The organism is Pseudomonas antarctica, from assembly GCF_900624995.1.
GTDB classification, from domain to species: domain Bacteria; phylum Pseudomonadota; class Gammaproteobacteria; order Pseudomonadales; family Pseudomonadaceae; genus Aquipseudomonas; species Aquipseudomonas antarctica.
In genome coordinates, this window is the sequence record NZ_UYXQ01000074.1 from 1 (window position 1) to 20,055 (window position 20,055).

Below are 20,055 nucleotides of genomic sequence, written 5' to 3' on the forward strand. Positions count from 1 at the left end.
GGAGGTGAGTGACAGACGGGCAGCGGGTGCCCAGTCGCCGATGGATAGACCGTTGGCTTCAACCAAACCTGTTGGGACGCGGTCGTGGTTGTCCTTTTCGGGGGACGGTGGGCGAGTTCCAAATACCATCACGCCGTCATAGGCGATGCGGTTTGCAAGCGCATACATCGGCCGGTCGCAACGGCGATGAACCACGAGGGGCAAGCCCACCCAGCGTTTGTCGGACGCAGGGCCCATCATTCGGCCCCAAGGCGTCGCTTCATCGGCCAGGGTTTGAGCTGACTGGTGGGTTGGCAGCCAGTGTTCATTGACCCCGTAGCGTGTGCGCATATGTTCCAGTACGGCGTCCGACACGGTGACGATGGGTTTGAGTTGCAAAGGGTCGCCAACCAGTACCGCACGCCGGGCACGCCACAGTGCGCCCACTGCGGCCTGCGGTGTTGCCTGACCTGCCTCATCGACCAACAGCCAACCAATTTCGCCGACACCCAGCGAGCCGAAGGAGCGGGCGAACGACGCAAAGGTACTGCTCAACACAGGCACCAGCATGAACAATGTCGCCCAGCTGGAGCGGATGGCATCGCGGGAGAGGCCATGAAAGCGGCCACCTTGCAGCACGCTGTTAATGAAAAACAGGTTGGTGCGAACACGCCTGGCTTCCAGCTCGAAGAAGCATTGATGCAACTTGAGCGCCTGGATAAAGACCGCCGCACGTGCCTGTCGCCATCCAGGGATGGCCCATGGCTCAAGTAACTCAATCGCTTCGCCGCGCCCGATGATCCCGTGCTTGAGCCAGGCCAGCAGGTGGTCGGCCTTGCAGGCCTGGGCAAGCGCGGTGAGGTGGGCAGCCTGTTGGCCCTGACGTGAGCGCAGGTCTGCCAACGAGGCGCTGGCCTCGTTGGCCGCGTCCTCGAGCGATTTGCGTTCGGTGGTTTGGCCAAGGATGCTGCGCTGGACACGCTCAACCTCTTGCTCAGCGACGGTGCGCCTGGCGCTGATTAGGCTTTCCACACCGCCCCAACGACGCTGGGCTGCCCAGAGGCTTAACAGGTTGCTCAAGAAGCTGGGCATGTCCCGTTGGTGAGATTGCAGTTCGCGCAGGCACTGTCCAAGCGTGTCTTGCGCGGGTTTAAGTTCGGCCTCATCAAGTTTGGCAAGGCGCCTATCGGCGTCTTTGAGGTTGTCAGTCAGCCGCTTGAGCGTGTTTGCTTGCTCAGCAATTTGGAGACGAAGGTCATTCAGGCTCTTGAGGTGATCGTTAATACGCAGGGTATCCGCGCTCAGTTGTTCGACCTTGGATTTTGCGGCGTTATAGGCTGCCACCGCGTGTTTCCAAGTTTGCAGACGCTGCGGACTGGTGCGCTCCACATCGATTTGAGTTTTGAGCCAGCCCAGGAAACCGCGAGGCGCCTTTTCATCCTCGTCATCCGCCAGCTCGCCGGCGTCCGACTCATTGGGCTCCAGCTCATCTTCGAGTGCTTCTGCGTCTAGGGCCGTCATCCAGTCATTTTGCGCATCTACCGCACTGCCGCTCTTGGGTTGGCCGGGCGGGGTGCCGTAGAAATATCGGCTGATGAACGTATTGCGCCGGGCCTTGCTGCCCAGTGCCGCCGAAATCAGCGCCCAGGCAGGTTTGCCACTGACCAGTTCCCCAAGATCGCTGAAGTAGTCGGCCTCCGGCAGCCAGCTGGGGTCGATCTTGTCGCGTTGGGGCAGCTCAAGGGTGACGTTTTCAACGGCGCCGTTATTCGACGAGGCAATGACTATTTCATGGCTAAACAACGTAGGATTGAGCTTATGGACGGTCTGGGTCTCGGCACCGACGCTGATTTTTTCCGGCACGTCGATAAACGCATCAGAGGCACGCGTCAGGCTGGCCAGCGCATCGGCACGCTGGGTCACCACGGCGGCGATCAGGTCGCGTAGCAGGGTGGTTTTGCCGGTGCCGGGAGGGCCGTTGATGCCGAGTACGCCTTCTCCCTGCGCGAGCGTGCTCATGAGGGTGTTGACGGCCAATTGTTGCGAGTGCACCAGCCCCAGATGCTGTTCCGCAGGCCAGCATCCGGTGGCGTAATGCGTGGGCGTCAACCGCTCGATGACGGACACACTGGCGTCGTCGTCATCAACGTGCAGGCGGTTCTCAGGCGTGTGTCGAGAGAGGTACTGAGTCAGTGCTGTGCTCGACACACCTTTTTGCAGGCTGTCTGACACGTCAGCGAGATCGGCGAGCAGAAAGCTGTTTAGAGGGTCGTCTTCCTGCTCTGGTTTTTTTACCTTGATGGGCGTGGCGCGCCACCGGTGGCAAAGCACCCCCGGGTCCGGGAAAAACTCATGCAGGCCAAGGAGGCGGCGAATTTTCTCGGTCAATTGAGACAAGGCTGCGGCGTCGACCTGGCCGCCCATGAGTGCCTTGATGTCTTCTCGTAGGTGTTTCTGGTCTTCGTCAAACCCTCTTGTCCAATCCTTTCCAGCCAGCGCCCGGCCAAGAAACCAGGCTTCGCTGGAAAGCACCAGGCTGTCCTGGACCATCAGCCCCTGCGCCGTGAACTTCAAGGCAAAGAGTGCGGATTCGCGGCTTTTTGGTTGTTCCTTGTAGCCTTGGTCGACGCCATAGAGCTGCTTGAGCTTTTCGGCCACTGTTTGGCTGTCATACAGATTGGCGAAGAGGGTGTGGCTCCAGATTCTTTTAGCAGGAACTTGCTGGTTTGCCACAGGGCTTGCGTCAGACCAGGGCATGACCGGCCGAGCAGCGTTGACGTCGTGGAAAAACGAGGAAAACAAACTGTCTCGTGTTTGGATTTTTGGCGCCGCCTGGGGCTGCAACAACTCAACAGCATGCCAGTAGCGGGTGATGCTTTCTTGGCTCATCAACTTCATTCCTTCGTGATTCACGCCGAATCATCCCTGTTCGGCGGCCAGTCTACTCAGCAAACGTGCGCTTTGTCAGGCCGCCGACTGCGCCAGCAACTGAAATTCGCCGTCCACATCCTTGACCAACCCACTGGCCAGAAACAGCGGCGCCAGGCGCTTGTGCAACGGCGGCTCGACGAACTCCTTCACCGTGTCCAGCACCAATACGCCACTGAGCGGCAGCTCGGCCTTGGTGTACGACAGCCATGCCTGCTTGAGCTTCATCAACACATCGCTGCCCGCCGTGGAGGCGAAGCGGCGGTGGGTGGGTTGGCCGTCGACGTTGAAGGTGTGCTGGAACGCGTAGCCGGTTTCATCGCCATTGCTGGCGGCGCAGCGCACGCAGGTGCAGGGGCCGTCGCCGAACGCGCTGCGCAGGTAGGTGTTGAAGTCCACCACGGGCTTGAGTGACAGGCGCTTATCCACCTCGAACAGGTCCCCGGTCATTTTATCGTCAGTGTTCAACGTCCATTTCCTCGCAGGTCGGCAGGTGCATTTCAAAGCGCGGCACAATACCAGCCGAGCGGCGCCCATGGGGATTTTTTGCGCGCAGGGTGTTCGCTTCAGTGTCGACGTCCATTCGCCAGTGGCCTTGTTAGCGTTTCCCCCATCAAACCCCACAGCAAACGCATAGGCGCACCCAGACGTGTATCCATAACTGTGGCGTGGCCTGGGAAGCGGGCAACAGCATCAACGGTACGATTCTTATTGCTGGGCAGTTTTCCCACAGGCTTAACGCTGTCCTCAATGCTGCCGCCAATGCTCACCCTGTGGGACCGCACCAAGGGCAAGCAGAACGTCAAGGCCATCGCCTCCCTCGGCTCGATGCCCAATTACCGGCTGACCCACACCCCTAACGTGAAGACGCTCAAGGACTTCACCGATAAAGGCCGCATCGCCGTGCCCACCGCCGGCGTGGGTTTCCATTCGCGCACCTTGTAGATCGAGACCGCCAAGCAGGTCGGCGATGCCAACGTCAAGAAGTTCGACGATATCTCCATCAGCCTGACCCACCCCGACGCCACGGCGTATATCCCTGCGCAGGAATCCAAGCTGCCGTTGGACCTGGTGGAGAACATCGTCCAGGCCCCGGAAATCGACTTCACCATCGTGCCGCAGCGCACCTATATTTATGCCGAAAAGTTGCAGGACCTGGGCGTGTTGAAGAACAAGGCGGCGAGCTGGAAGGATTACTTCTTTGAAGAGGCGCATGGCGGGGATGCTAGCTGATCTCAAATACGCACACACGATGTGGGAGCTTTGTTGTCTGAGCGTCAGCGGAAGAACTCGCCGGGCGTGCTATCAAACTGCTGACGAAACGCATTGATAAACGCCGACGTCGACTCATACCCACACCCCAACGCCACATCCGTGACCCGCTCACCTTGTTCCAGGGCCGGCAGGGCACTCAGCAGCCGCAGCCGCTGGCGCCATGCGCGGAACGTTAGCCCGGTATCACTCAGGAACAACCGGCTGAGCGTCTTCTCACTTACCCCCAGCTTGCCGCTCCAGTCTCCCAAGGTCGTGTGCTGTTCCGGGTGCAGATTCAGGCTGCGATAGATCTGCCGCAACCGCACGTCGTGGGGCAGCGGCAGCATTAAGTCCACCTGGGGCGCAGCCGCAAGTTGGTCCAGCACCACCTGGGCCAGACGCCCATCGGGCCCATCCTCGGTGTATTCCACCGGCAGTTCGCTGAAGCTGCGGATCAATTCGCGCAATAAACTGCTCACCTCCAATACCTGGCAACGCTCGGCCGCCCAGGCGGTAACGCTGCAGTCGAGGTACAGGCTGCGCATTTCCGTGTGCGGTGAACTGAACACCCGGTGTGGCACGCCTGCCGGAATCCACACCGCGCGCTGAGGCGGTGCGACGAAACGGCCGACGCTGGTCTGGATCTCCAGCACCCCGGAAATCGCGTAGGACAGTTGCACCCACGGGTGGCTGTGTCGCCGGGTCAGCGCGCGATTGGGCAGTGATTCAGTGCGGCCATACACCGGTCGTGGCAGGCTGGAAAGCCCGGGTACACTGCGGCGGACCGTCTTTTCATGTCCTTTAGGCGGCATTTACTGGCTCATTGGCGTTAGTCGGTAATAAGCCGTTACGTTAGAGTCGCAACGATGCGCTTGGCAACTCCTGGAAGATTTGTTTATGACCCGCCCACGTTTTCTGCCCGACAACTTCACCCTGACCCTGATCGCCACGGTGATCCTCGCTTCATTGCTGCCCGCCAGCGGCCAGACTGCCGTGGCCTTCGGCTGGGTGACTAACCTGGCCATCGCGCTGCTGTTTTTCCTGCACGGCGCCAAGCTGTCGCGCCAGGCCATCGTCGCCGGTGCCGGCCACTGGCGCCTGCACCTGCTGGTGTTCAGCCTGACCTTCGTGCTGTTCCCGTTGCTGGGTCTGGCGCTCAAGCCGGTACTGTCGCCGCTGATCGGCAAAGACCTGTACATGGGCATGCTTTACCTGTGTGCGCTGCCGGCCACCGTGCAATCGGCGATTGCCTTCACCTCCTTGGCGCGTGGCAACATCCCGGCTGCGATTTGCAGCGCGGCGGCTTCCAGCCTGTTCGGTATTTTTCTTACGCCATTGCTGGTGACGCTGTTGCTCAATGTGCACGGCGATGCGGGCTCCACCGTCGACGCGATCCTGAAAATCAGCGTGCAGTTGCTGCTGCCGTTTGTTGCCGGGCAGATCGCCCGCCGCTGGATCGGCGAGTGGGTGGGCCGTAACAAATCCTGGCTCAAATTCGTCGACCAGGGCTCGATCCTGCTGGTGGTGTTCGGCGCGTTCAGCGAAGCGGTCAACGAAGGCATCTGGCACCAGATCCCGCTGTGGGAGTTGGGCGGGCTGGTGGTGGCCTGCTGCGTGCTGCTGGCCTTGGTGCTGGTGGCGTCCGCTGTGTTGGGCAAGGCCTTCGGCTTTAACCAGGAAGACCGCATTACCATCCTGTTTTGCGGCTCGAAGAAAAGCCTCGCCACCGGCGTGCCGATGGCCCAGGTGCTGTTTGCCGGCGCGACCATGGGCGTGTTGATTCTGCCGCTGATGCTGTTTCACCAGATCCAGCTGATGGTGTGTGCGGCGTTGGCACAGCGCTATGCCAGGCGGCCGCAAAGCATTCCAGAGATGATGGGGCAGGTGGATCCGTGACCTAGATCACACCCTTGGCCGAATCCCCTCAAGTTAACGCCCGTCCAGACGACTACCCTTATTGAGAGCCCAATAAGGAGTGTCGGCATGAGCGTTAAAGGTATTTCGGTAGTGACCGGCCTGTTTTTCCTCTGGGCAGGTGCCTGTGCGGCGGCACAGACAGCGGGGCAGGGCACCATTTACTTCACCGGCGCTATCGTGGAGCCTGGGTGTGCGACAAATGCGCGCAGCGGCGCGGTGATGGAACTGACGGGGTGCGCCATTTCCAGCCGGGGCAGCCACTTCGATGTGCGCAATATGGCGCCGGTGGCCAGCATCAATGCCGCCCATGTGAAGCTGGTGGCAGACAGCGGCGCCGGTCGCTATTACGACCAGCGTTACCTGCTGGTCGACAACGCCGGTAAGCCGATTCAGTCGGGTAACTACGTGATCACCATGACGTCGCCATAAGCCTGCGGGCGACGATCCGCGTCAACAGCCGGCCGAGAAACCTATAGAATGTTCGGCGGCGGCGCCTGTCCTGCGTGGCCGTTTGATCACCGCCAGAGTACCTCGCCCGTCAATGAGCCTTTCAGCCGCAACGCCCCAAGCCAATTGGCAACCGGTCATCGCCCTCGCGTTGGCCGCCTTTGTATTTAATACCACCGAATTCGTGCCCGTTGGCCTGCTCAGCGCCATCGGCGCCAGCTTCGACATGCCCATCGCCAGCGTCGGCCTGATGCTCACCATTTATGCCTGGATCGTGTCGCTGACCTCGCTGCCGGTGATGCTGCTGACGCGTAACGTTGAGCGGCGCAAACTGCTGATTGTGTTGTTCGGCTTGTTTATCGCCAGCCATATCCTCTCCAGTGTCGCTACCAGCTTTGGCTTGTTGATGGTCAGCCGCATCGGCATTGCCTTGTCCCATGCGTTGTTCTGGTCGATCACCGCCTCCCTGGCCGTGCGCCTGGCGCCGGAAGGTAAACAGGTGCAAGCCCTTGGCCTGCTGGCCACCGGCACCTCACTGGCGATGGTCTTGGGTATTCCGCTGGGCCGCCTGCTCGGCGAAGCCATGGGCTGGCGCACCACGTTCCTGGTGATTGCCGCATTCGCCGCCGCCCTGGTGTTCTGGCTGGCGCGCACCTTGCCGCCGCTGCCGAGTCAGAACTCCGGCTCCCTGCGCAGCCTGCCGCTGCTGTTCAAGCGCCCGGCGCTGGTGGCGCTCTACGTGCTGACCGCGATGGTGGTGACCGCGCAATTCACCGCTTACAGCTACATCGAGCCCTTTGTCGAAGGCGTTGCCGGCCTGAGCGGCAATGTGGTAACCCTGTTCCTGCTGGTGTTCGGCGGCGCGGGTATCGTCGGCTCGCTGCTGTTCAGCCTGGTGCACCGCTTCAACCCGCACCTGTTCGTGGTCAGCGCGGTGTTCCTGCTCGCCGCGTGCCTGGCGCTGATGCTGCCGTTGAGCGGTGCCGAGTCGTACCTGGTCGGCCTGAGCGTGTTCTGGGGCATGGCAATCATGGGCTTTGGCCTGGCCATGCAATCCAAAGTGCTGGTGCTGGCACCCGACGCCACCGACGTCGCCATGGCGATGTTCTCCGGTATCTACAACATCGGTATCGGCGGCGGCGCTCTGATGGGCAGTTGGGTCGGCAGCCACTTCGGCTTCGCCTGGATCGGCGCGGCGGGCGGCTTACTGGCTGCGGTGGCGTTGATGGGTTACTGCCTGGCGATTCACCGGTATGGGCAGGGTGTGGCGCGCAACTGATGCGCAAAACGCCGCATATTGAGTAAAAACAGAAAAATCTTACAGGGCGTTTTGATGCCCATTGCTACCGTCGCGCCGGGCCTGCCACATCCCGTGGCGACGGCGATTGCCACGACCTTGAACCAGGGCCGTGGCACTGGGAAAGCAATGGAGTCGATTGTGCAAAAGCGTTTAACCGCAGAGTTTCTAGGTACCTTCTGGCTGACGTTCGGCGGCTGTGGCAGCGCCATTCTGGCGGCGGCATTCCCGGAGCTGGGTATTGGGTTTGTCGGCGTTTCCCTGGCGTTTGGTCTCACCGTGTTAACCATGGCTTATGCGGTAGGCGGCATTTCCGGTGGGCATTTCAACCCGGCGGTGACCATTGGCCTATGGGCGGGGCGCCGCGTTCGCAGCGTTGATGTGCTGCCCTACATCGCGGCGCAGGTGATCGGCGCGATTGTCGCCGCGGCGGCACTGTACCAGATCGCCAACGGGCAGCCGGATTTCGCGGTGGGCGGTTTTGCCGCCAACGGTTACGGCCCGCTCAGCCCAGGCAAGTTCGACATGCTGGCCGCGTTGCTGGCCGAAGTGATCGCCACGTTCTTTTTTGTGCTGATCATCATGCGGGTCACTGCGCCAGGGGCGGTTGCCGGCTTTGCGCCGATCGCCATCGGCCTGGCGCTGACCTTGATTCACCTGGTGTTGATCCCCGTCACCAACACCTCGGTCAACCCGGCTCGCAGTACTGGCCCGGCGTTGTTTGCTGGCGGTGAGTACCTGTCGCAACTCTGGCTGTTCTGGCTGGCGCCGATCGTCGGCGGCATACTCGGTGCGCTGGCCGCCCGTGGGTTGGGCGAGCGCGACTAAACGCGCGAGGCATTTGCGAGAACTTTTTCGGCGGCGGCGGGCCTACCTATAACGCCGCCCATTTGTCTCGGAGCCGACTCTCGATGCCACGTTCATTGATCAAACCTGCACTCTTCACCGGTATTTGCACATTGATACTCAGCCTTTCAAGCCAAGCCGCCAGTTTTGAGTGCGCCAAGGCCAAGGCCGCTGACGAAGTGGCCATCTGCGCCAACCGCAGTCTCAATGACCAGGACGTAACGATGGCGTTGCTCTACGATCTGAGCAAACACTTCATGGCCATGGGCGGGCGCGGCTCATTGATGGACGGGCAGGCTGCCTGGCTCAAGCTGCGGCGAACGTGCGGCGCACGGGTGAGTTGCTTGAGTGATGCTTACACGCAGCGGATTGGAATGCTGCGAGGGTTTATTGATGAGCGGGTGATGACGAAGGGGCCGTTCTAATCCCTTTCGTCATGCAACACTCAGTGCTTATAAAGCGGCCAATACCGCCTCCAACTTCTCCTGATCCCGCGCAAACTGGCGGATACCCTCCGCGAGCTTTTCGGTCGCCATTGCATCGTCATTCGAGGCCCAGCGGAACTGCGCTTCGGTCAATGGCTGACGCGCTTCGCCTGCAGCACCCGGCACCAGTTTGCGTGCCAGCGTGCCCCGGTCTTCATCGAGTTTTTGCAGCAGGTCGGGGCTGATGGTCAGGCGATCGCAACCCGCCAGCTGTTCGATCTGGCTGAGGGTGCGGAAGCTGGCGCCCATGACCACGGTCTGCAGGGCGTTGGCCTTGTAGTAGTTGTAGATGCGCGTCACCGACTGCACGCCTGGGTCTTCAGCGCCGGTGTAGTCCAGACCGGTGTTTTTGCGATACCAGTCGTAGATACGGCCTACGAACGGCGAAATCAAAAACACCCCCGCATCGGCGCAGGCCACGGCCTGGGCGAAGGAGAACAGCAACGTGAGGTTGGTTTGGATGCCGGCCTTTTCCAGGCGTTCGGCGGTGCGGATACCTTCCCAGGTGGAGGCCAGCTTGATCAGCACGCGGTCGCGGCCGATTCCGGCCTGGTCGTACAGCGCGATCAACTGGTTGGCCTTGGCCCACAGTGCGTCTTCGTCGAAGGACAAACGCGCGTCGACTTCAGTGGAGATGCGCCCAGGGATCACCTTGAGAATGCCGGCACCGACCGACACAGCAAAGTGATCGCAGGCCAGGCCTACGTCGCCTTTGGACAGGGTCACGGCATTGCGCAGCAGTTCGGCGTATTCGGGGATGGCGGCGGCCTTGAGCAGCAGCGACGGGTTGGTGGTGGCGTCGACCGGGCGCAGGCGGCTGATGGCTTCCAGGTCGCCGGTGTCGCAGACCACGGTAGTGAATTGCTTGAGTTGTTCGAGCTTGGACGTCATGAGCGGCGGCCTCCAGGAAGGGTGGGCAAGGGCACCTGTTGTACCACTTCCTGGACGGCTTGTTTACCCGCTCGCTAATCCATCAAGCCCCTGGAAAACCGACTTTCTGTGGTCAGCGGTGCTGCAACAGCTGCGCATCCACGCGGCGAGACGCTCGGTGACGTCGGCAATAGAGCGCGCGTTGAGGGCGAAAATCATGCTCGGTGACCTGATCGGAAGGGGAGAAAGCCCTTTTATGCGGCAACCCGTTGGGGTTGCCAGATGAATCTTTTCCCCTTCCATGATCATTCGCGACGCATTTAGCACACTCGTTTATTAAAAGGCCCCATGGTTGTAAGAGGGAGGTGAGATTTCCTTATCAATGTAACTCTTCGCGGCAGCTAACGTAGATTGGGTCATACTCCTGACTCCCTTCGGACTAATAACGCTGTAGGCCTTGACCTGATCAACCAGGTTGTCATTGCTGTCGTAACGGCCTCCTGTTAGCCCCTCTTCAATTTGATATCCCTTGTAGGTTTCGACGATTGCCATGGTGATGCTCCTTGCGTGGTGGGTTTACCGCTACAGACTAAAAAGCATTGCAGGGGCCGTCTACTGTGACAATTGACAGGTATTTTGCAGTGAGCATCTGGGGCTGGCTGATCTTCACAATTGAGTGTGGCGACGGTTTTGGTAGAAGTGGGGGGGGCAGGAGAGGTGGGAAATTTCTGAAAGAAAAACCATGAGTTTCAGCTAGCGGCCGTGGGCGTTGGCAGTGGCCTCAGTAGGACATATCTAGACAATGGTCTCTGCTGGTTTTCTCGAGTGTGGATAGAGATTCTCTGTCGTATGAATTTTTAGCATGGAGGCGCGAATTCAGCCTCCAACAGCGATTTTTCATTTCTCGGTAATAAATCAATGATTTCTACGACGACTCGCACTGCCCATACTCACCCCCTGTCGCACACGATTCGCGCTGTAACACCTGAAACGGTGGATAAACTACCGCTTCAATCGGCTGATGTCAGCAAGCCCTTGCCAGAGGGTGGAGCCGAGGGTGGTGCTGAGGTTCCATCGCAAACTTCGACGCCAACTGAGCAGAAAACACCCGGTGCGAAGGGTAAACCGGCGCTTCCCGAGGGAGACGCTCGCGAGAAAACAATTCTGCGCTCCAAGCGTTCTTTTGCCGACACGGACCAGACCCTGGTCCTGCCGGGTGCCGACTCGATCCGTGCGCCGGCTCAGGCGCAGGTCAAAGGTGACAGTGCTCTTGCGCTGCGCTTAAGCTCAATACTGACTCAAGCGGCAAACTCACCGACACCGTCTCTGACTGCCCCTGTTTCGTTGCCAAAAGACGCTACGTTCACAGCCTGGTGGGAACACTTTTTCAGCACGTTCCAAAGCCCGGATTACCTGGACTGGGTGGGGCGTATTGGGCTTGATATGTCCACTGTGGTCTATTCGCCCAAGGACGGCAGCCTCAGCGGGCAGGTTAATGGCAAGCACACGCTTTTCCAGCTGGGTGATGACTCTGGCTGGACGCAAGTGAGCACGCCCATACGGGCTGCCGGCAAAATCGTTGCGCCTGGTGCCACGGCCCTGCCTGTAGACGCCTCGTTTAAAAGCAATGCAGCCCCCGCCGCTGTCATTTGCGATTTTTATGGTCCGCCACTCCCCTCCGTTATCACGCAGAACGTCGTTCGGGAGCGGGCCGATGAGTTGTCCAAAAATAACGCATTTTCTGCGCTCGCCCTCAATGACTTGTCCCGGCAACCCGGCGATCGCTCCTCACAAGAGCTCAAGCGTTATCAAGAAGCACTGAGCACACATCAGGTCAGGTATGCCGATCAAAAAAGAGCTGATAATCAGCTTGTCGTGCTATTTACGCTGACGATTCTGCAGAACAACCCAAGCCTTGGTTGGAAGCAAACTACGGTCGAAAACATTCCGCCCAAGTCAAGCTTTGGTCAGTGGTGGCGGCACTTCAACAACGCACTGCAGAGTCCGGAGTTGTCGGGCTGGAAATCACGCAATGGGATTGACCCTGGCACCCAGATGAGGTTGGCGAGCGACGGAACTCTGCTAGCGAAAGTCAACGGCGTATTGACGCGTTTCAGCCCATCGGATAACACGGGTTGGGGGGATGTATCACAGCAGATCGTTGCGGCCGGCAAGCATGTGTTTCATGGGTTTCCCCACGTCGATATCCCACCGTCATGGAGCAATGACGCAGCCCCTTCTAAGTACGTGGCCGCTTTTTATGGCGAGGACTACAGCTTCAAAACGGAGCAAGCTGTAAGAGTACGCATGTTAGCGTTGAGGCGTAACCCAACGTTTTCGGCGAGCGCAGGGCCTGAACATACCTGGGAGGCGCTCGAGGTTCAGCAGAATGCACTCCATACCCGTGAGCAGCGATACACTCAATACGTGGCGATGGAAGCCGCCGATAAAGAACTGACGGACGCCTACCGTTTGGCATTACTGGAAGCGCGGGGCGGGGAGCAGCGTAACAGTAGCGTGATATCGGGGATTCCCAGTGAATCCAATTTCGGCCAATGGTGGCGGCACTTTTACGACACGCTCCAGAGCCCCGACTATCTCGAGTGGGCGAACAAGACCGGTATTGACACCTCTACGGTGACCCTTTTCGCAGATGGCTGCCTCTCTGCCATGGTCAATGGCCAACGCAAAACGTTTACCCAGCATGACAATTCCGGCTGGGCTCAATTATCCGAGCCTATAGTGAACGCTGCGAAAGCGGTGGCGCCTCAAACAGACAGTTTGAGCACTCAACCTCCCTTCAATGCCAGTACCGCGCCCTTTGAGGTCATCGCCGACTTCTATGGCGAACAACACGATATCACCCCGGATCAGGCCGTAGCCCGGGCCGCACAACTTGAAGCAACCTCGGCATTTGTCCCTCTGGATGCCAATGATCCACTGAGGACGCCCGCCTCGCGCAACCACGAGGTGCTTGAGCAGCGTAAACAGGAACTCCTCAATCAACGTGAACGCTACGCAGTGCAGGCCGCAGCGGATAGTGACTTGGCGGTTCTCTATGGTGAAATGCTGAGCTATGCACGGGGAGGGCAAACGCCTCGTGAAGCCCACATTGCGCAGATTCCTCCCGATTCGCTGTTTGGCCGCTGGTGGCAACAGCTGCGTACTGCATTCCAGAGCCCGATCTATGTGGATTGGGCACAGAGAAACGGTATCGACATGGCCACGGTGAGTTTCTCTCCTCAGGACGGAACGCTCTCGGCCAACGTCAATGGGCAACTCAAAACATTCACTCAAGCGCAAAACTTCGAATGGGCCTACGTCTCGCAGTCTATATGGGCTGCCGCAAAGGTCGCCGCGCCCAAAGCATCAACGATCCACACGGACGCAGCGTTTAGCCGAGGCAGTGTGCCGTTTGAACGGGTGGGCGAGTTTTATGGCGAAACGCCTGAACTCAGCCCAGACGCCGCCAACCGGCGCGCCGCAACGCTCGCCGTCAGCAAAACCTTTGTTGACTCGGACCGCGACAATCCGTTGAGGAAGCCGGTAGACCGCACGCTAACCGCTCTGCAAACCCAACAACTGCAGACGCAGGGGCGCAACGACACCAATGCGACAGATAGCGCGAGCGAAGCCGAGTTGGTCGCTCGGTATGCCTCGGGGCTGCTCACCGCACGAGCAGGAACAACGCCGCAGAGTGCGCGCATAGATATTCCTGCCGGTTCCTTATTCGGGCAATGGTGGCGCCTCTACAATGACGCGCTGAAAAACCCGGATTTTCTAGCGTGGGTCAACGAACAGAAACTGGACACCAACGCCATACTCCGCCTTTATCCGAGTGGAGGAACGCTAAGAGCTATTGTTGCCGGCCAAATTAAAACCTTCACTCTGGATGACGATTCGGGCTGGGCTCAGGTTTCTGGGCCATTACTCCACGCCGCTCGATTGCTGGTTCCCGCTTACGCCGATGACAAAATACTACTGGCTAACGTCAAGAGTGAAACTGCGCCTGCCGAGTCCGTTGCCACCTTTTACGGGGAGCCGTTCCGTGTGTCGCCTGAGGCGGCCCGGCAGCGTGCTGAAGCGCTGACCGCAGGCAAAACGTTTGACCTGATGACACCGTCTGCCGCCCGTTCGCGGCAAGCGTTGCAAGCCCAACGACAAACCCTGGTAGACAGAGGTAATCAGCAACAGGTCCTGGACGGTCTTAAACAACTGTTGGCCGAGGTCGAGACTTCTCCTGCCGTTAGCATCGTTGCAAGTTTAGAGCTTCACCACGTCAGGCTTCGCACTGGCTCTTCCCACAGCACCCACCTCTCGCAGCCCGCGGAGCGGTGGGTTAGCACGAAACAGTTCCTCACCGACAGAGGGATCAACGTACCGCAAAGTCAGGCGCAGCTTCGCAACCTGATCCAGGTGATGAGCAATCCTCTGCCGGTGCCTGCGGTAAATGACACGCTTGCGGCACTCGACAGTCATCAGCGCACTACCTTGCGCCTACTTCGTGAGAGCGCCGACAAAAACCCTGAAAAAGTTGCAGGCTATGAGCTAAGACAATTTGCCAATTGGGGCGCGACACCTGCAACCATTGTCCAAGGGCTGACGGACCATCTGAGGACAGCGCACAACGTTGATGCCTCTTTTGCTGCGGTGGCGGCACGTCTGTTGTTGGCTACCGCAGCCCCCGAGTTCCTGGTCAAAGGCCTGCCTTTCGACATCGTCTACGGGTCACGTGAGTGGACTGTGCTGAGTGCGGCCGTCAATCGAATAGAGAAAATGCAACCCGGCGCCAGTGCGGTGATGACTTTCAACGCGATCATGGCATTTGCTGATACTGATGCGGTGACGCCGACCGACAGTATCGAACAGGAAAAAGCCCAGGACCGCGCGCTCACGCATTGGGCGCTGGTCAGAGGTTTGCTCCAGCACCGTCGCGACGGTATTTATTACCCGGCAGAGATTCAGGCGGCGAAAGACAGCTATCGGGAAGGCGGGGGCGATATAGGCAATACGCAGGGGCAGCGCGCAAGCCAGCCGCTTAATGATTGGAAGTTTTGGCGCAAAACCGCCACTCAAACAGAACAACAAAGAGCGGCACAGAGAGCGCAAGAAAGGGCGGTACGGGAAGGTCAAGAACGTCTTTTCGAAGTAAAGATGGAGATGGCAAAAAATGACGATCGTGTCGCTTATAACAGGGGCTTTGAAACGGGACCCTCCACAGTACAGGGTTACGCCTCTGATCTAACGGTTAATCAAATCGTCGACCAGGTCGTGGCCGGCAACCCGACACCAGAGGAAGTAGGCAGGGCAGTCAAGCGCATTGAATATTTACAAACGGGTTGGGTCACGGAGGGGGTTGTCAAATATCGAGACATGATGAAAGGGGCTGGGGCTGAAGTCATGCCTCACACCCAATCTCACTATCTCAGTCGGGCCGATTTATTTAGCCAAGGTAATTGTGCCGGTCTCTCGTATGTGATGGCGTTTGCGGCGCTCGATAATAAACAGAAAGCGTTTGTTGAAAACCTTCATTTTGCTGCGGCTAACCCAGAACATCCTGAAGCTCGATTGATGATTAAGCAAATTCTCGACCTGCACCAAGTGGTTAAACGTGGGAGTCCTTATCATAACCCCATGGGCGGAGCGACCGTCGTAGAGCAACGTTCATACACCGTCATTGCACCACGACTGGAGGCGGCCACTCAAACAACCAGTTTTATGTTGGAGATAGAGGGGCATGCGATGACGGCCGGGGTCAATATCAGCCCCACAGGTGATCGTTCATATTATTTCTATGACCCTAACTTTGGCTACGCAACCTTCACGTCGTCGGCCGACATGGCGAAGGGAATGAAGGTCTTCTTTACCGTGCTTAAACCGCCTAGTTATCGTTTTTTTGGCGAAAACCGCGCCGATCCAGAAGTTAAACTCAGTGAGTTCTCCGGAATATTGCCAGCCGCGCACCGTATTGACCGCAAGCGTATTGAAGCCATGTATTCAGTGGCCCTTAAAGATTTAGATACGGGCAAACTGATTGATACGGCTGATGTCCCCACTGGCGCAGCGCTCACCCATGATTCCAACCTTGCAAAAAACGGAGGCCGCCAATTTGATGACTTTAATAATATACTCAGCCGTTTGAGCAAACTTCACTCCACCCAGGGCGTTCAGCAGTACGATTATGGGTTGCAGACTCTACTTTCGATTAAGCATTATCGTGCCGACTACGCCAATTCCATTCACGACGCTGAAATGAATACGCTGTATTCAAAGTTAAGCGCCGCTGTGAGTGCGGCACTGCCGCCGCCGGGTGGATACGCGCATATTTTCGAATGGATGGAGAAAGCTCGTCTGGCACAAAGCGTCGACAAAATCGGCGGAATGGGTGGATTAAAGTTTTTACCTTCCACCACAATCGACGGCGTAGAAGTCACGCTCAAGGAGCTTTACTCTCAGCCTCGTCCCGACAGGCAGAAGAAGGTGGCCGACGCACTCAACAGTGCCTTGGCGACGCTTGTTACTGCCCAGCCAGCGCTGGCCAAGCACATCAGTAAACTTGAGGTGATTATCAGCCCGGCGAACACCGAGAGTCGCTCTAAACTGTATTTAGGCTCTCCACCTACCCTTGTAATAGGTGAAGATTTTTTTGATGCAAAAATGGCCTCAAAAGGTCAGCAAAGCGTTGCTGATCGGGTCGCCGAGCAGCGTGCCAAAAAAGGTAACGACTTTACCCAGGCAAAACAAGAAGCGCTGTTGGTCAACCAATTGGCCGCTGTCCTTAACTACGAAAGCAACACAGTCGCTTACCTCAATGCCGCCCATTCCCCACCCAGTATTGATGCCGCAGCGAGTGCGAAACTCAGCGACATGGCAAGCAACAGTGCGAAGGACTTTATGGCGGAATCGTTAACCGCCTTGATCTACGACGGCAAACTCGATCCCACAGTGACTGCAGCACTGTCGAAGCTGGCAGTGACCCACGTCGTTCCTTTTGAGGGGCCGTTGGATAACGCTATCGATACAGGCCATACACCCCATCGTCCACAGCCTGCTCCCTTTACCTCCTCCGAAGTTCAGCGGCTACAAGCACTCGACGCCACGTTGCCCGCCTTACGCATCGGCACTGCCGAGATTACCCGCGTGGAAGCTTATCAGATGGGCTTGCGCATCAATGGCAAGGCTATTGAAGCAGCGCTCCTCAATGACCCGGATGGCAAGAAGCTAATCAATGCTGCCCAACTGAATGTCGTCGAGTATTCAAGCCGCATCAAGGCCGTTCAGGGGCAGGCCAAAGAGCGCCTGATTGCTGCATACGTCGAGCTTGGAACGCATCGCGATCCCACTGGCCCCGCATTGATATACTTGCCCGCCGATGCGTCTCTTGAGGTGATTCAGTTAAATTCGCTGCTGGAGCCTCTTATTAAAAAACTGCCTGCTGATTTTAAGCGCTTGCAAGCGCCTTCGACCTTTTCGAAGACCGGAGCATCCGGGGCCGCGATGCAGATGTTTGGCACCTATCAAAGTATTAGAAGCGTCTTCGATAACTTCAAGAACGGGAATACGACGGACGCCCTTTTTGATACCGGGGCGCTGACAACTGATTATGGGAGCATGGCCGCTGAGGTTGCGCTGAATAAGCTATCGACCAAAATGGCTGAAAAAGCCGGGCAATCAGCCGCGGCATTCACCGCTACCAGCATTGGCAAAGGCCTAAAGGTAGGGGGTGCGGGAGTAGGCTTAGCCAGCGTTGTATTTGACGTCAGGAGTGCTGTTAACTCGTTTAACGCCGCCGCCGCCGCTACAGAACCAAAAGTCAAACAGGATCACTATGTTGCGGGCGCACTCTCGATTGCTAGTACGCTGTCATCTATTGCCTTGACCGTCGCCATGTATAAAGGTTCTCCGCTTGCTGGGGCTGTCGGTATTGGGGTCGCTGCGGCATTGATGCTTGGGCAGGCGATTTACACCGCCGCGCGCGCGGTTGACGATATTGACGACGTTATAGATTTGACACCCGGGCAACGGTTGAACGCCGGTTGGAACTCGTTCTGGGGAGTGCCTATAGACTACGCTATTATGAAACCGTACTTTGATAAACTCCACAAGGATCGCTACATAGAAAGCAGTCGTGTTGAGTTGACAAAATTACTCAATGGCGATTTGAAAAAAACCTATCAAACTGCTTATTTTGGCAATGTGGACGTGGTGGTTTCCCCGCCGGTTAGAGAATCAACTTCTTTTTTTGATGACCTTAGCGCCGTCTTGATCGGTCCTACCCGAGCCGTCAACTCCTTTACGCCCTCCAAGCCGTCAGTGGTCACCGCGCTGAATGATAGCGACGACTCCCTTACCCTAACGGATGAAGCTGTTTCTCTGGTGCCCGTATCGCGCAATGGCAATGAGTTCAACCGCGTTGATGGCACCGCGGGGCCTGGCAAGGGCCTGATCTGGAGCCTCGGTGGAGGCAATGACAGCGTGGAGGGCGTAAAAAGTAGACCTAACTTGTTTTTACTGGGCGGGGGCAAAAAGACTATCAAGGGCGGAGATAAAGATGATGTCTTTATGATGAGCCCCAATGATCTAATGACCCGATTCATAAGCCAATACAAAAGAGTGCTTGAAGAGGGAGGTGTTCACAGTGTTTTAAATGCCCCCCGCTTTATGCCTGACTTGGACGCTGGCAATGGAAGCAATACCTTGATCATGACCGAAGTCGATCCAGGCGCCATCCGGGGCATTTCCGATCTGAGAGAAGAACGCCTTGAGCTGACGATTGACCTCGCCGAATCGTTAATCTCGGTGGGTATACGTCAGCCGGCCCGACACCCCTATCAACGCTCAGGGAATATCAAGTCATTTTCCAATGTGGCCACAATGAAGGGGGGGCAAAGTCGCGTTATAGGCAGCGACCGAGATAATCAAATAACCCTTAACGGACAGAACGATTACGTCACTACTGGCAGGGGTAAGAATACGATAGTCATTAATGGCGGAGGGGTCGTCCGGGGTGCCTACACTGCTGTGATCGACACGGCGCAAAACTGGACAGGCGGGAACAATACCTACGCCGTCATGAAGGGCAGCGCGGACGTTATTATCTATGATGCCAACAAGAGCTTAGTCACCCTTGATTACACTGACGCTGAGATCGTCTTAACGTCTACGAATGCTTCCGGCGATGTAACGCTCGTTCTGAGTGAGACGGCTGACAATAACAGAAGGACCGTGGTGTTCAAGGCGGCACTCAAGGTGCCCTTGTCTGAGTCTGCAGCAGAAGGAAGCAATATTGCATTGCCAATGTTCCTCACCAAGGATGGCAAAGTGATTACCTTCAGGGGTGTTCCCAACAATTATCACTGGTCGCTGGGCCCTACGCTCCAGGTTGTCCGCGAGGACATGCTGGCTCCGCTGATCAATACACCCGTCGCGTGAAATAACACGTTCTCCTGCTCAAGCGATGTACCTTGCTGAAACGCAATGTACTTGATCTATAACCCTGGTATCGCAACAGGGCGCCATTGCGCGCCTTGTTGTGTGTGCCGATCACCTTTCTCCTGACCGTCCAAGCGCTGAGTGGGTAGCCGGATGGTTTTATCCGGCCATACCCCAGGGTTTATGGGCCGCATAAGATTCAGCGGCGTAACTGATTTGTAAGCGTCCAGCCAACACACCTTCCGAACTCCAGCATTAAGGGCGATGGTGTCCGCGTATTTTTAGTAACCGTCCGCCCAGTACCCACTCCTGACTGCCACCAAAATTAGCCAAGATAGTGTCCACCATTTTTTAGTGGACACTATCTTGGATACAACTGCCCCCGCCCGTCGAACCGGCCGCCGTCCTAACTTCCCGTCGGAGTTCAAACGCCAAGTCGTCGAGGCCACCCTCCAGACTGGCGCCTCCGTGTCGCTGATCGCTCGCGAGCATGACCTCAATGCCAACCTGGTCTTTCGTTGGCGGCATCAGTATAAGGAAGGGTTATTCGGCCCCGTCAGCCAGAGCGCAACGTTTTTGCCTGTCCAGGTGATCGAGACG

General features: G+C 57.7%; 13 protein-coding genes and 1 pseudogene. 8 read left to right on the plus strand and 6 right to left on the minus strand.

Going from position 1 to position 20,055, the window contains the following annotated elements; translation table 11 throughout:
- The 3 genes from E0F99_RS22290 to E0F99_RS30885 form a co-directional block, all read right to left on the minus strand.
- The coding region (locus tag E0F99_RS22290) for an AAA domain-containing protein (RefSeq protein WP_207303094.1) at positions 1–2,868 on the minus strand (2,868 nt) is incomplete at its 3' end.
- 75 nt (positions 2,869–2,943) lie between these two features.
- Complete coding sequence (locus tag E0F99_RS22295; protein ID WP_083358988.1) at positions 2,944–3,375, minus strand: hypothetical protein; 432 nt, start codon at positions 3,373–3,375, stop codon at positions 2,944–2,946.
- Positions 3,365–3,490 (minus strand): hypothetical protein, encoded by a 126-nt coding sequence (locus E0F99_RS30885; RefSeq protein ID WP_269457869.1) that lies wholly within the window; start codon positions 3,488–3,490, stop codon positions 3,365–3,367. Before E0F99_RS30885 ends, E0F99_RS22295 begins: the two co-directional genes overlap by 11 nt.
- Positions 3,491–3,519: 29 nt before the next feature.
- Between E0F99_RS30885 and E0F99_RS22305 the strand changes: the two are divergent.
- Positions 3,520–4,140: pseudogene (locus E0F99_RS22305) on the plus strand (hypothetical protein); the annotation flags it as partial.
- 44 nt (positions 4,141–4,184) lie between these two features.
- On the opposite strand, the gene E0F99_RS22310 reads toward E0F99_RS22305, so the two are convergent.
- Entirely contained in the window at positions 4,185–4,973 is a 789-nt protein-coding gene (locus E0F99_RS22310) for an AraC family transcriptional regulator (RefSeq protein WP_083358987.1), read from the minus strand.
- An 85-nt stretch (positions 4,974–5,058) separates the two neighbouring features.
- Between E0F99_RS22310 and E0F99_RS22315 the strand changes: the two genes are divergently transcribed.
- From E0F99_RS22315 to E0F99_RS22335, 5 genes are all read left to right on the plus strand, one after another.
- Positions 5,059–6,057 carry a bile acid:sodium symporter family protein gene (locus E0F99_RS22315; RefSeq protein WP_083358986.1) on the plus strand — a complete coding sequence of 333 codons (999 nt, stop codon included), beginning with the start codon at positions 5,059–5,061 and terminating at the stop codon, positions 6,055–6,057.
- Positions 6,058–6,144: 87 nt separating this feature from the next.
- A complete protein-coding gene (locus E0F99_RS22320) occupies positions 6,145–6,507 on the plus strand; it encodes a hypothetical protein (protein WP_083358985.1) in 363 nt (120 codons plus the stop codon).
- Between the two features lie 112 nt (positions 6,508–6,619).
- Positions 6,620–7,804 (plus strand): sugar transporter, encoded by a 1,185-nt coding sequence (locus E0F99_RS22325; protein WP_083358984.1) that lies wholly within the window; start codon positions 6,620–6,622, stop codon positions 7,802–7,804.
- 147 nt (positions 7,805–7,951) lie between these two features.
- Positions 7,952–8,650, plus strand: coding sequence for an aquaporin Z (gene aqpZ, locus E0F99_RS22330; protein WP_083360452.1), 699 nt, complete (start codon positions 7,952–7,954; stop codon positions 8,648–8,650).
- Positions 8,651–8,733: 83 nt separating this feature from the next.
- The gene (locus E0F99_RS22335; RefSeq protein ID WP_130908929.1) at positions 8,734–9,093 is read left to right on the plus strand and encodes a lysozyme inhibitor LprI family protein; all 360 of its coding nucleotides are present in this window, start codon (positions 8,734–8,736) and stop codon (positions 9,091–9,093) included.
- A gap of 27 nt (positions 9,094–9,120) precedes the next feature.
- Here E0F99_RS22335 and tal read toward each other — a convergent pair whose 3' ends face one another.
- Together tal and E0F99_RS22345 are read right to left on the minus strand one after the other, a co-directional pair.
- Positions 9,121–10,044 carry a transaldolase gene (gene tal / locus E0F99_RS22340; RefSeq protein WP_083358983.1) on the minus strand — a complete coding sequence of 308 codons (924 nt, stop codon included), beginning with the start codon at positions 10,042–10,044 and terminating at the stop codon, positions 9,121–9,123.
- A 315-nt stretch (positions 10,045–10,359) separates the two neighbouring features.
- Complete coding sequence (locus tag E0F99_RS22345) at positions 10,360–10,575, minus strand: hypothetical protein (protein ID WP_083358981.1); 216 nt, start codon at positions 10,573–10,575, stop codon at positions 10,360–10,362.
- Between the two features lie 366 nt (positions 10,576–10,941).
- Here E0F99_RS22345 and E0F99_RS22350 point away from each other — a divergent pair, with 366 nt between their 5' ends.
- Positions 10,942–19,455 (plus strand): hypothetical protein, encoded by an 8,514-nt coding sequence (locus E0F99_RS22350; protein WP_130908930.1) that lies wholly within the window; start codon positions 10,942–10,944, stop codon positions 19,453–19,455.
- A 366-nt stretch (positions 19,456–19,821) separates the two neighbouring features.
- The coding region (locus E0F99_RS22355; RefSeq protein ID WP_242626920.1) for a transposase at positions 19,822–20,055 on the plus strand (234 nt) is incomplete at its 3' end.